The sequence below is a fragment of the Paenibacillus silviterrae genome, assembly GCF_030167925.1.
GTDB lineage: Bacteria > Bacillota > Bacilli > Paenibacillales > NBRC-103111 > Paenibacillus_G > Paenibacillus_G silviterrae.
In genome coordinates, this window is record NZ_JASKUT010000002.1 from 1,436,763 (window position 1) to 1,449,806 (window position 13,044).

Sequence of the window (13,044 nt, forward strand, 5' to 3'; positions counted from 1 at the left end):
GTTTTCGTTGTTACGTTCGATAATAGGATAGCACCCAGCATACACCATTACGGTCGGTAACAATGGCCAGCAGGCCGTTAAATGGAGCTTCATACACTTCCGTATTAACGATACCGCCGACAGCAAATTGTCCGTAGATGCTTCTGAACGCGCTCTCTGTCTCGATTCTCAAGAAAACTCTTACGTAATCGCCCTTGAGTGCAGGCTTTGCGGCTTGTGTATCGGCAAACTTCAGGGTTGCCCCCTCAACGTGCAGATCCGCATTAAGCACCTGCTCTCCTTGCCTGCGGAGTATCGCAATCTCGCCGCCAAACACGCTTTGATAATACTTGATCTCGTCTTTACAGTTCTCCACTACGATAAACGGATTCGCGATCATCTTCTATGGCCTCCTGAATGATATTTGATTATACTTGAAACGTGCGATTTCAATGCCATAAACAACATCATGCCCGGTTTTCAAATAAACCGACAGCCAGCGCGTGCATCGTAACGCCTGCCCAGTCAATAGTTCTTTTGTCAAAGCCGCCCCTCCGTTGAAGCTCATCCTACCTCTCCTCCTGCTCGATCAGATTGTAAAGCACGATTTTCAGCAGACCTATCAGCATGTCATATTCTTCATCTGAAATACCTTTCCGGGTTTTGTTCTTGACCCTGGCCAACGCTTCCTGCACCTTCGGCACCACCTCACGTCCCGATTCCGTCAAATAGAGCAGCTGATACCGGTTATCGACAGAATCGACTTCCCTACGTACGTATCCTTCCGCTTCCAATCTGGTTATCGCTTTGGCAGTCGTCGTCTTGTCGATAAGCAGCTTCTCGCTTAGCGCCTTCTGCGTAATGGGCTGCTGAGATGCAATCGCCATCAGAAAAATGTACTGGCCGCTTCCGATTCGATATGGCGCCAGCTCAGCAGCGATCAATACCTGCATATGACGATATATAGCTGAGATGTATTGGCCGTGCGATTCCGTTGCGCTAGCGTCATTTTGCCTCCAATGCTCATTCAATTTATTCACCTCATCGAAATAGGATGTCATTGCAACTAATTTCATATTATTCTATATAGGGTGTTATTGCAACTATTTTTTACTGTAGCGAAAAAAAAGAAGCAGTCGCCTTGGCATCTGCTCCTTACCTGTTTCACTAACGATATCATTATTTATCAAAATTCAACATAAAACGGATGAAGCTCTTCATTCAAACAAAACTCTATTCTCTGCCTGAAGTTTCTCCAAGTCACCATCTCTAATGCTTCTGCAATTGGAAAAAATCCAACTTCTAACGACTCAGGGGTCGTTGTTAACTCCCCGCCTATCGCTCTTCCTAAGAATAAAGTGTTACAAATGCACTCGCTAACATTCTGAAATACACCGCAAAATTTAGTTACCTCAATATCTACACCGCTCTCTTCTTTTGTTTCCCTTACTGCCGCATCCTTCAACGATTCCCCTTCCTCAACCTGCCCGCCCGGCATTTCCCATCCCCGCCTGGGACCTTTGATTAATAATATTTCTTTACGTTCATTAAGTACAATTGTTGCCGCAGACACAATATGTTTAGGAGCCACGTCACCATCCCCTTCGTTCTTCACGATATTCTGATGTAAAAGATTATTTCATAATCATGGGACTTAGACCAATGATACGTGGCTGATAATTAGCTTATAACGTACTTGAGGCTGCTGATTACAGGTTGGTAGTCTAGTATAACTCAAAAAAGCCGCTGGTCCGCGGCTATGTTAGTACGATATGTATTGGAGCGGATGATGGGCATCGAACCTGCGCTACCAGCTTGGAAGGCTGGAATTCTACCATTGAACTACATCCGCAAGATGGTCGGGACGACACGATTTGAACATGCGACCCCCTGGTCCCAAACCAGGTGCTCTACCAAGCTGAGCTACGTCCCGAATATAAAATGCCTGCGTGTGATGCCTATACAATCCCCGATCGAACCCTTTCGGACGGCTCGGACACTTCTTCATGATGCTACAAGATATATTGATTGCATGGCAGCAAATCACCCGCTGTAAAGAAAAAAACTCCCACAAACGTAGGAGCTTTTTGCTTGGCGACGTTCTACTCTCCCAGGACCCTTCGGTCCAAGTACCATCGACGCTGGAAGGCTTAACGGTCGTGTTCGGTATGGGTACGCGTGGTTCCCTTCCGCCATCATCACCAAACCGGATTTTTCGTTAGAAAATATCCATCAAGGCTTGCGCCTTGAAAACTGGATTCGAAACTTCAGCAAATGTCGTTAGCTGTGCTGCCGATGCAGCATTTTGGATAAGCCCTCGACCGATTAGTATTCGTCAGCTCCACACGTTGCCGCGCTTCCACCCCGAACCTATCTACCTCGTCGTCTACAAGGGGTCTTACTAATTGGGAAATCTCATCTTGAGGGGGGCTTCACGCTTAGATGCTTTCAGCGCTTATCCCTTCCGTACTTGGCTATCCAGCCGTGCCTCTGGCGAGACAACTGGTACACCAGCGGTACGTCCATCCCGGTCCTCTCGTACTAAGGACAGCTCCTCTCAAATTTCCTACGCCCGCGACAGATAGGGACCGAACTGTCTCACGACGTTCTGAACCCAGCTCGCGTACCGCTTTAATGGGCGAACAGCCCAACCCTTGGGACCTACTTCAGCCCCAGGATGCGATGAGCCGACATCGAGGTGCCAAACCTCCCCGTCGATGTGGACTCTTGGGGGAGATAAGCCTGTTATCCCCAGGGTAGCTTTTATCCGTTGAGCGATGGCCCTTCCATTCGGTACCACCGGATCACTAAGCCCGACTTTCGTCCCTGCTCGACCTGTTTGTCTCGCAGTCAAGCTCCCTTATGCCTTTGCACTCTTCGAATGATTTCCAACCATTCTGAGGGAACCTTGGGGCGCCTCCGTTACTCTTTAGGAGGCGACCGCCCCAGTCAAACTGCCTACCTGACACTGTCCCCACACCAGTTAATGGTGCCAGGTTAGAACTCCGATACGATCAGGGTGGTATCCCAACGGCGCCTCCACCGAAGCTGGCGCTCCGGCTTCTTAGGCTCCCACCTATCCTGTACAGATCGTACCAAAGTCCAATATCAAGCTGCAGTAAAGCTCCATGGGGTCTTTCCGTCTTGTCGCGGGTAACCTGCATCTTCACAGGTATTAAAATTTCACCGGATCTCTCGTCGAGACAGCGCCCAAGTCGTTACGCCATTCGTGCGGGTCAGAATTTACCTGACAAGGAATTTCGCTACCTTAGGACCGTTATAGTTACGGCCGCCGTTTACTGGGGCTTCGGTTCACAGCTTCGGATTACTCCTAACCGCTCCCCTTAACCTTCCAGCACCGGGCAGGCGTCAGCCCGTATACTTCGCCTTGCGGCTTCGCACAGACCTGTGTTTTTGCTAAACAGTCGCTTGGGCCTTTTCACTGCGGCCCCCTCGGGCTATTCACCCTACCGAGGCACCCCTTCTCCCGAAGTTACGGGGTCATTTTGGAGTTCCTTAACGAGAGGTTCTTCCGAGCGCCTTAGCATGCTCTGCTCGCCTACCTGTGTCGGTTTGCGGTACGGGCACCTTCTCCCTGGCTAGAGGCTTTTCTTGGCAGCTTGAACTCATGACCTTCGCTACTGTAATTTCGCTCCCCATCACAGCCCAGCCTTAACAGTTAGCGGATTTGCCTACTAACCAGCCTCGCTGCTTGGACGGACATCCATCAGTCCGCGTCACTATCCTTCTGCGTCACCCCATTGCTCATAACGGTTCACGGTGGTACAGGAATTTCAACCTGTTGTCCTTCGACTACGCCTTTCGGCCTCGCCTTAGGTCCCGACTTACCCTGAGCGGACGAACCTTCCTCAGGAACCCTTAGGCTTACGGCGGACAAGATTCTCACTTGTCTTTTCGTTACTCATACCGGCATTCTCACTTGTAACCGCTCCAGCTGTCCTCACGATCAACCTTCACCGCTGTTACAACGCTCCCCTACTGCCCTCGGTGCAAACTTGTTTGCACCTGGACTCATAGCTTCGGTGGTGTGTTTAGCCCCGTTACATTTTCGGCGCAGAGTCACTCGACCAGTGAGCTATTACGCACTCTTTCAATGGTGGCTGCTTCTAAGCCAACATCCTGGTTGTCTTTGCAACTCCACATCCTTTCCCACTTAACACACACTTGGGGACCTTAGCTGATGATCTGGGCTGTTTCCCTCTTGACAATGGATCTTAGCACTCACTGTCTGACTCCCGGGTTAAAGTCTGCGGCATTCAGAGTTTGACTGGACTTGGTAACCCTTGGCGGGCCCCGCACCCCAAATCAGTGCTTTACCTCCGCGACTCATCACCCGAGGCTAGCCCTAAAGCTATTTCGGGGAGAACCAGCTATCTCCGAGTTCGATTGGAATTTCTCCGCTACCCCCACCTCATCCCCGAATTTTTCAACATTCGTGGGTTCGGGCCTCCAGTGCGTGTTACCGCACCTTCACCCTGGACAGGGGTAGATCACACGGTTTCGGGTCTACGTCTACGTACTTATTCGCCCTATTCAGACTCGCTTTCGCTGCGGCTCCGGCTTCTCACCTTAACCTTGCGCGTAAACGTAACTCGCCGGTTCATTCTACAAAAGGCACGCCATCACTCTTTAACGAGCTCTGACTTCTTGTAAGCACACGGTTTCAGGTTCTTTTTCACTCCGCTCCCGCGGTTCTTTTCACCTTTCCCTCACGGTACTGCTTCACTATCGGTCACCAGGGAGTATTTAGCCTTGGCAGATGGTCCTGCCGGATTCCGACGGGGTTTCACGTGTCCCGCCGTACTCAGGATCCGTCTAGAGTCTCGGTTGCTTTCGGTTACGGGGCTGTTACCCACTTTGGCCGGCCTTTCCAGACCTGTTCGCCTACCAACCTGCACTCACATTGACGTCCTACAACCCCAAGGGGCAAGCCCCTTGGTTTGGGCTGTTCCGCTTTCGCTCGCCGCTACTGACGGAATCACTTTTGTTTTCTTTTCCTGAGGGTACTTAGATGTTTCAGTTCCCCTCGTCTGCCTCCTACACAGCTATGTATTCACTGTGTGGTATGTGAGTATTACCTCACGCGGGTTCCCCCATTCGGACATCCCCGGATCAAAGCCTGCTTACGGCTCCCCGAGGCATTTCGTCGTTCGCCACGTCCTTCTTCGGCTCCTGGTGCCTAGGCATCCTCCGTGTGCTCTTATTAGCTTAACCAATCGTTCGAATGATCTTGGTTCTCCGTTCCGTTGCGCTACGCACAAAGTCACTCCGAACTCAAGACATTCTCACTAGCAGCTAAAAGATTGATGATCTCGCATGCGCTCAATCATCACATCGTATAGATGTTTCGACATTTTGCTTTGTTTCGATATCCAGTTTTCAAGGAACAAGAGTCCTGAAAGGTTATTGCACCTTTCAAAACTGAACAACGAGGAGAGTGAGTTCGCTGCAACTGTTACATCGCGGAACGATGTCAGTTGTCAGCTTATGTCCGATGGCCTACAGCCATCATGGACTCCATAGAAAGGAGGTGATCCAGCCGCACCTTCCGATACGGCTACCTTGTTACGACTTCACCCCAATCATCTACCCCACCTTCGGCGGCTGGCCCCTTGCGGTTACCCCACCGACTTCGGGTGTTGTAAACTCTCGTGGTGTGACGGGCGGTGTGTACAAGACCCGGGAACGTATTCACCGCGGCATGCTGATCCGCGATTACTAGCAATTCCGACTTCATGCAGGCGAGTTGCAGCCTGCAATCCGAACTGAGACCGGCTTCTAAGGATTCGCTCCGGATCGCTCCTTCGCTGCCCGTTGTACCGGCCATTGTAGTACGTGTGTAGCCCAGGTCATAAGGGGCATGATGATTTGACGTCATCCCCACCTTCCTCCGGTTTGTCACCGGCAGTCAACCTAGAGTGCCCAACTCAATGCTGGCAACTAAGTTCAAGGGTTGCGCTCGTTGCGGGACTTAACCCAACATCTCACGACACGAGCTGACGACAACCATGCACCACCTGTCTCCTCTGTCCCGAAGGCCTACGATATCTCTACCGTATTCAGAGGGATGTCAAGACCTGGTAAGGTTCTTCGCGTTGCTTCGAATTAAACCACATACTCCACTGCTTGTGCGGGTCCCCGTCAATTCCTTTGAGTTTCACTCTTGCGAGCGTACTCCCCAGGCGGAGTGCTTACTGTGTTTACTTCGGCACCAAGGGTATCGAAACCCCTAACACCTAGCACTCATCGTTTACGGCGTGGACTACCAGGGTATCTAATCCTGTTTGCTCCCCACGCTTTCGCGCCTCAGCGTCAGTTACAGTCCAGAAAGTCGCCTTCGCCACTGGTGTTCCTCCACATCTCTACGCATTTCACCGCTACACGTGGAATTCCACTTTCCTCTCCTGCACTCAAGTCTCCCAGTTTTCAGTGCGAACCAGGGTTGAGCCCTGGGCTTAAACACCAAACTTAAGAAACCGCCTGCGCGCGCTTTACGCCCAATAATTCCGGACAACGCTTGCCCCCTACGTATTACCGCGGCTGCTGGCACGTAGTTAGCCGGGGCTTTCTTCTCAGGTACCGTCATTCTCAGGGCAGTTACTCCCCAAGACATTCTTCCCTGGCAACAGAGCTTTACGATCCGAAAACCTTCATCACTCACGCGGCGTTGCTCCGTCAGACTTTCGTCCATTGCGGAAGATTCCCTACTGCTGCCTCCCGTAGGAGTCTGGGCCGTGTCTCAGTCCCAGTGTGGCCGATCACCCTCTCAGGTCGGCTACGCATCGTCGCCTTGGTGAGCCGTTACCTCACCAACTAGCTAATGCGCCGCAGGCCCATCTGTAAGCCACAGCTTGCGCCGTGTTTCCAAGCTCCTTCATGCGAAGAAGCCATCTATCCGGTCTTAGCTACCGTTTCCGGTAGTTATCCCAGTCTTACAGGCAGGTTGCCTACGTGTTACTCACCCGTCCGCCGCTAGGGTCCGAAGACCCTCGCTCGACTTGCATGTATTAGGCACGCCGCCAGCGTTCGTCCTGAGCCAGGATCAAACTCTCCAATAAAGTAAAGTTCGACTTGCTCATTCAAAGCTAGCACGAATCTTTCGATCCGTTGTATTTCACTCTCTCGTTGTTCAGTTTTCAAAGGGCAATTTCACTGCTTAAGGAATGTAGCACATTTCATTATGTTTTGCAACTTTTTGTTTTTCCATCCAAGAGGTATTCCTGCGAGGTCAGATCCACGATGTTTGTTGCGTTCCGCTGCGCTCTCTCAAGCGGCGGAGTCATAATATATCATGTTGTCATTCTCTTTGCAAGTCCGAATTCTTCCATCCGGAGTCATTCGGATAAGGCATAATAAAGAGTCCTCCGGTGTCCCAAAGGACTCTTTGCTTGGCGACGTTCTACTCTCCCAGGACCCTTCGGTCCAAGTACCATCGACGCTGGAAGGCTTAACGGTCGTGTTCGGTATGGGTACGCGTGGTTCCCTTCCGCCATCATCACCAAACGTGATGCTTCTGCCAAGAAACATCTAGGTTGTTGTTCAAAGCGACTTGCGCCTTGAAAACTGGATTCGAAACTTCAGCAAATGTCATATGCTTTATAGGATAAGCCCTCGACCGATTAGTATTCGTCAGCTCCACACGTTGCCGCGCTTCCACCCCGAACCTATCTACCTCGTCGTCTACAAGGGGTCTTACGAATTGGGAAATCTCATCTTGAGGGGGGCTTCACGCTTAGATGCTTTCAGCGCTTATCCCTTCCGTACTTGGCTATCCAGCCGTGCCTCTGGCGAGACAACTGGTACACCAGCGGTACGTCCATCCCGGTCCTCTCGTACTAAGGACAGCTCCTCTCAAATTTCCTGCGCCCGCGACAGATAGGGACCGAACTGTCTCACGACGTTCTGAACCCAGCTCGCGTACCGCTTTAATGGGCGAACAGCCCAACCCTTGGGACCTACTTCAGCCCCAGGATGCGATGAGCCGACATCGAGGTGCCAAACCTCCCCGTCGATGTGGACTCTTGGGGGAGATAAGCCTGTTATCCCCAGGGTAGCTTTTATCCGTTGAGCGATGGCCCTTCCATTCGGTACCACCGGATCACTAAGCCCGACTTTCGTCCCTGCTCGACCTGTTTGTCTCGCAGTCAAGCTCCCTTATGCCTTTGCACTCTTCGAATGATTTCCAACCATTCTGAGGGAACCTTGGGGCGCCTCCGTTACTCTTTAGGAGGCGACCGCCCCAGTCAAACTGCCTACCTGACACTGTCCCCACACCAGTTAATGGTGCCAGGTTAGAACTCCGATACGATCAGGGTGGTATCCCAACGGCGCCTCCACCGAAGCTGGCGCTCCGGCTTCTTAGGCTCCCACCTATCCTGTACAGATCGTACCAAAGTCCAATATCAAGCTGCAGTAAAGCTCCATGGGGTCTTTCCGTCTTGTCGCGGGTAACCTGCATCTTCACAGGTATTAAAATTTCACCGGATCTCTCGTCGAGACAGCGCCCAAGTCGTTACGCCATTCGTGCGGGTCAGAATTTACCTGACAAGGAATTTCGCTACCTTAGGACCGTTATAGTTACGGCCGCCGTTTACTGGGGCTTCGGTTCACAGCTTCGGATTGCTCCTAACCGCTCCCCTTAACCTTCCAGCACCGGGCAGGCGTCAGCCCGTATACTTCGCCTTGCGGCTTCGCACAGACCTGTGTTTTTGCTAAACAGTCGCTTGGGCCTTTTCACTGCGGCCCCCTCGGGCTATTCACCCTACCGAGGCACCCCTTCTCCCGAAGTTACGGGGTCATTTTGCCGAGTTCCTTAACGAGAGTTCTTCCGAGCGCCTTAGCATGCTCTGCTCGCCTACCTGTGTCGGTTTGCGGTACGGGCACCTTCTCCCTGGCTAGAGGCTTTTCTTGGCAGCTTGAACTCATGACCTTCGCTACTAAAATTTCGCTCCCCATTACAGCCCAGCCTTACGATGTGCGGATTTGCCTACACATCAGCCTCGCTGCTTGGACGGACATCCATCAGTCCGCGTCACTATCCTTCTGCGTCACCCCATTGCTCATAACGGTTCACGGTGGTACAGGAATTTCAACCTGTTGTCCTTCGACTACGCCTTTCGGCCTCGCCTTAGGTCCCGACTTACCCTGAGCGGACGAACCTTCCTCAGGAACCCTTAGGCTTACGGCGGACAAGATTCTCACTTGTCTTTTCGTTACTCATACCGGCATTCTCACTTGTAACCGCTCCAGCTGTCCTCACGATCAACCTTCACTGCTGTTACAACGCTCCCCTACTGCCCATAATTGGACTCATAGCTTCGGTGGTGTGTTTAGCCCCGTTACATTTTCGGCGCAGAGTCACTCGACCAGTGAGCTATTACGCACTCTTTCAATGGTGGCTGCTTCTAAGCCAACATCCTGGTTGTCTTTGCAACTCCACATCCTTTCCCACTTAACACACACTTGGGGACCTTAGCTGATGATCTGGGCTGTTTCCCTCTTGACAATGGATCTTAGCACTCACTGTCTGACTCCCGGGTTAAAGTCTGCGGCATTCAGAGTTTGACTGGACTTGGTAACCCTTGGCGGGCCCCGCACCCAATCAGTGCTTTACCTCCGCGACTCATCACCCGAGGCTAGCCCTAAAGCTATTTCGGGGAGAACCAGCTATCTCCGAGTTCGATTGGAATTTCTCCGCTACCCCCACCTCATCCCCGAATTTTCAACATTCGTGGGTTCGGGCCTCCAGTGCGTGTTACCGCACCTTCACCCTGGACAGGGGTAGATCACAACGGTTCGGGTCTACGTCTACGTACTTAGTCGCCCTATTCAGACTCGCTTTCGCTGCGGCTCCGGCTTCTCACCTTAACCTTGCGCGTAAACGTAACTCGCCGGTTCATTCTACAAAAGGCACGCCATCACTCATTAACGAGCTCTGACTTCTTGTAAGCACACGGTTTCAGGTTCTTTTTCACTCCGCTCCCGCGGTTCTTTTCACCTTTCCCTCACGGTACTGCTTCACTATCGGTCACCAGGGAGTATTTAGCCTTGGCAGATGGTCCTGCCGGATTCCGACGGGGTTTCACGTGTCCCGCCGTACTCAGGATCCGTCTAGAGTCTCGGTTGCTTTCGGTTACGGGGCTGTTACCCACTTTGGCCGGCCTTTCCAGACCTGTTCGCCTACCAACCTGCACTCACATTGACGTCCTACAACCCCAAGGGGCAAGCCCCTTGGTTTGGGCTGTTCCGCTTTCGCTCGCCGCTACTGACGGAATCACTTTTGTTTTCTTTTCCTGAGGGTACTTAGATGTTTCAGTTCCCCTCGTCTGCCTCCTATGTAGCTATGTATTCACTACATGGTATGTGAGTATTACCTCACGCGGGTTCCCCCATTCGGACATCCCCGGATCAAAGCCTGCTTACGGCTCCCCGAGGCATTTCGTCGTTCGCCACGTCCTTCTTCGGCTCCTGGTGCCTAGGCATCCTCCGTGTGCTCTTATTAGCTTAACCAATCGTTCGAATGATCTTGGTTCTCCGTTCCGTTGTGCTACGCACAAAGTCACTCCAAACTCAAGACATTCTCAATAGCAGCTAAAAGATTGTTCATCTCGCATTCGCTCGATAAACCATCGTATAGATGTTTCGACATTTTGCTTTGTTTCGATATCCAGTTTTCAAGGAACAAGGATTGTTCTTCGCTGCTCGCATTACCGCGGCAGGAAGGTTATCTTAGCACGCCCGCAATCTTCGATGCAAGCATCAAGATTTACCAGAGTGTGCTTGCACAATAACGGACTTTGAGAACGTTATTTGCGGTTTTAGAATCGGTCAGAGGCAGATAACGGACTTTCGAACCGTTATTTTCTGCTGTAACGCGATTGTGGAGCGGTTTTGCCTTGTTTTCGCCGAAATAGCGGTCTGATAAACCGTTATTCCAGCTTCTCGCTGTTATTTCATTAGAATAACGTCCTGAAAGTCCGTTATTCCTTCAGCGAAGCAAAACATCCTATGTATAGAAAGGCATTGCACCTTTCAAAACTGAACAACGAGTAAATGTGCTTTTTTATGTCCGATGGCCTGCAGCCATCATGGACTCCATAGAAAGGAGGTGATCCAGCCGCACCTTCCGATACGGCTACCTTGTTACGACTTCACCCCAATCATCTACCCCACCTTCGGCGGCTGGCTCCTTGCGGTTACCCCACCGACTTCGGGTGTTGTAAACTCTCGTGGTGTGACGGGCGGTGTGTACAAGACCCGGGAACGTATTCACCGCGGCATGCTGATCCGCGATTACTAGCAATTCCGACTTCATGCAGGCGAGTTGCAGCCTGCAATCCGAACTGAGACCGGTTTCTAAGGATTCGCTCCGGATCGCTCCTTCGCTGCCCGTTGTACCGGCCATTGTAGTACGTGTGTAGCCCAGGTCATAAGGGGCATGATGATTTGACGTCATCCCCACCTTCCTCCGGTTTGTCACCGGCAGTCACTCCAGAGTGCCCAACTTAATGCTGGCAACTGAAATCAAGGGTTGCGCTCGTTGCGGGACTTAACCCAACATCTCACGACACGAGCTGACGACAACCATGCACCACCTGTCTCCTCTGTCCCGAAGGCCTACGATATCTCTACCGTATTCAGAGGGATGTCAAGACCTGGTAAGGTTCTTCGCGTTGCTTCGAATTAAACCACATACTCCACTGCTTGTGCGGGTCCCCGTCAATTCCTTTGAGTTTCACTCTTGCGAGCGTACTCCCCAGGCGGAGTGCTTACTGTGTTTACTTCGGCACCAAGGGTATCGAAACCCCTAACACCTAGCACTCATCGTTTACGGCGTGGACTACCAGGGTATCTAATCCTGTTTGCTCCCCACGCTTTCGCGCCTCAGCGTCAGTTACAGTCCAGAAAGTCGCCTTCGCCACTGGTGTTCCTCCACATCTCTACGCATTTCACCGCTACACGTGGAATTCCACTTTCCTCTCCTGCACTCAAGTCTCCCAGTTTTCAGTGCGAACCAGGGTTGAGCCCTGGGCTTAAACACCAAACTTAAAAGACCGCCTGCGCGCGCTTTACGCCCAATAATTCCGGACAACGCTTGCCCCCTACGTATTACCGCGGCTGCTGGCACGTAGTTAGCCGGGGCTTTCTTCTCAGGTACCGTCATTTCCAGGGCAGTTACTCCCCGGAACGTTCTTCCCTGGCAACAGAGCTTTACGATCCGAAAACCTTCATCACTCACGCGGCGTTGCTCCGTCAGACTTTCGTCCATTGCGGAAGATTCCCTACTGCTGCCTCCCGTAGGAGTCTGGGCCGTGTCTCAGTCCCAGTGTGGCCGATCACCCTCTCAGGTCGGCTACGCATCGTCGCCTTGGTGAGCCGTTACCTCACCAACTAGCTAATGCGCCGCAGGCCCATCTGTAAGCCACAGCCCTCGAATAAATTCGGAACCGTGTTTCCAAGCTCCTCCATGCGGAGAAGCCATCTATCCGGTCTTAGCTACCGTTTCCGGTAGTTATCCCAGTCTTACAGGCAGGTTGCCTACGTGTTACTCACCCGTCCGCCGCTAGGGTCCGAAGACCCTCGCTCGACTTGCATGTATTAGGCACGCCGCCAGCGTTCGTCCTGAGCCAGGATCAAACTCTCCAATAAAGGGTAAACTTTATATAGATGAGCTGATTGCTCAATTCGTTACTGACTTTTGAATCTCAAATGAGATTCTGCACAATCACTCGTTGTTCAGTTTTCAAAGGACAATGTCGTTAGTATTACCCGCCTGCTTAAGAAGCAGACAAGAAAACACTTTATCATGTTAATCACTTAATTGCAAGTGGTAATCTCTTACTATTACTTGCAGCCATGTCGCAATCGCAACAGTGGAAGAGTAATATATCATGGTTTGTTAAACTGGTGCAAGGATCAAATTTTTCCATCTAAGAGCTTTCCTCTTCCATCTTGCGACTCCCTCGGTATCGCAACAACGCAACAACGGGAAAAGTAATATAGCATGTTTTTATTACCGCGTGCAAGAGTGTTGGTTTTCCATTT

4 protein-coding genes, 2 tRNA genes and 6 rRNA genes are annotated in these 13,044 nt (G+C 51.6%); all 12 read right to left on the reverse strand.

Annotated features, from left to right (window positions below):
• Positions 1-10 precede the first annotated feature (10 nt).
• Positions 11-379: a VOC family protein gene (locus QMO62_RS29315; protein ID WP_284646027.1), complete on the reverse strand. Its 369-nt coding sequence runs from the start codon at positions 377-379 to the stop codon at positions 11-13.
• A gap of 3 nt (positions 380-382) precedes the next feature.
• Positions 383-547, reverse strand: a complete 165-nt coding sequence (locus tag QMO62_RS29320) for a hypothetical protein (RefSeq protein ID WP_284646028.1) — start codon at positions 545-547, stop codon at positions 383-385.
• 1 nt (position 548) lies between these two features.
• Positions 549-1,010, reverse strand: a complete 462-nt coding sequence (locus tag QMO62_RS29325) for a MarR family winged helix-turn-helix transcriptional regulator (protein WP_284646029.1) — start codon at positions 1,008-1,010, stop codon at positions 549-551.
• A gap of 155 nt (positions 1,011-1,165) precedes the next feature.
• Entirely contained in the window at positions 1,166-1,570 is a 405-nt protein-coding gene (locus tag QMO62_RS29330) for an NUDIX hydrolase (protein ID WP_284646030.1), read from the reverse strand.
• A gap of 187 nt (positions 1,571-1,757) precedes the next feature.
• Positions 1,758-1,831 (reverse strand) — tRNA-Gly (locus QMO62_RS29335).
• A gap of 4 nt (positions 1,832-1,835) precedes the next feature.
• Positions 1,836-1,912: transfer RNA gene (locus tag QMO62_RS29340), tRNA-Pro, on the reverse strand.
• Between the two features lie 156 nt (positions 1,913-2,068).
• Positions 2,069-2,185 (reverse strand): 5S ribosomal RNA (gene rrf / locus QMO62_RS29345).
• A gap of 99 nt (positions 2,186-2,284) precedes the next feature.
• Positions 2,285-5,214: ribosomal RNA gene (locus tag QMO62_RS29350) — 23S ribosomal RNA — on the reverse strand.
• A gap of 309 nt (positions 5,215-5,523) precedes the next feature.
• A 16S ribosomal RNA gene (locus QMO62_RS29355) occupies positions 5,524-7,058 on the reverse strand.
• A 328-nt stretch (positions 7,059-7,386) separates the two neighbouring features.
• A 5S ribosomal RNA gene (gene rrf, locus QMO62_RS29360) occupies positions 7,387-7,503 on the reverse strand.
• A gap of 96 nt (positions 7,504-7,599) precedes the next feature.
• Positions 7,600-10,509: ribosomal RNA gene (locus tag QMO62_RS29365) — 23S ribosomal RNA — on the reverse strand.
• A 591-nt stretch (positions 10,510-11,100) separates the two neighbouring features.
• Positions 11,101-12,648: ribosomal RNA gene (locus tag QMO62_RS29370) — 16S ribosomal RNA — on the reverse strand.
• The 16S, 23S and 5S rRNA genes sit together here with 2 tRNA genes alongside, the layout of an rRNA operon.
• Positions 12,649-13,044: the final 396 nt, after the last annotated feature.

Bases quoted from the DNA above. Each gene is read 5' to 3' on its own strand.
- QMO62_RS29320 (WP_284646028.1), bottom strand. From the start codon at position 547: ATGAGCTTCAACGGAGGGGCGGCTTTGACAAAAGAACTATTGACTGGG.
- QMO62_RS29315 (WP_284646027.1), bottom strand. From the start codon at position 379: ATGATCGCGAATCCGTTTATCGTAGTGGAGAACTGTAAAGACGAGATC.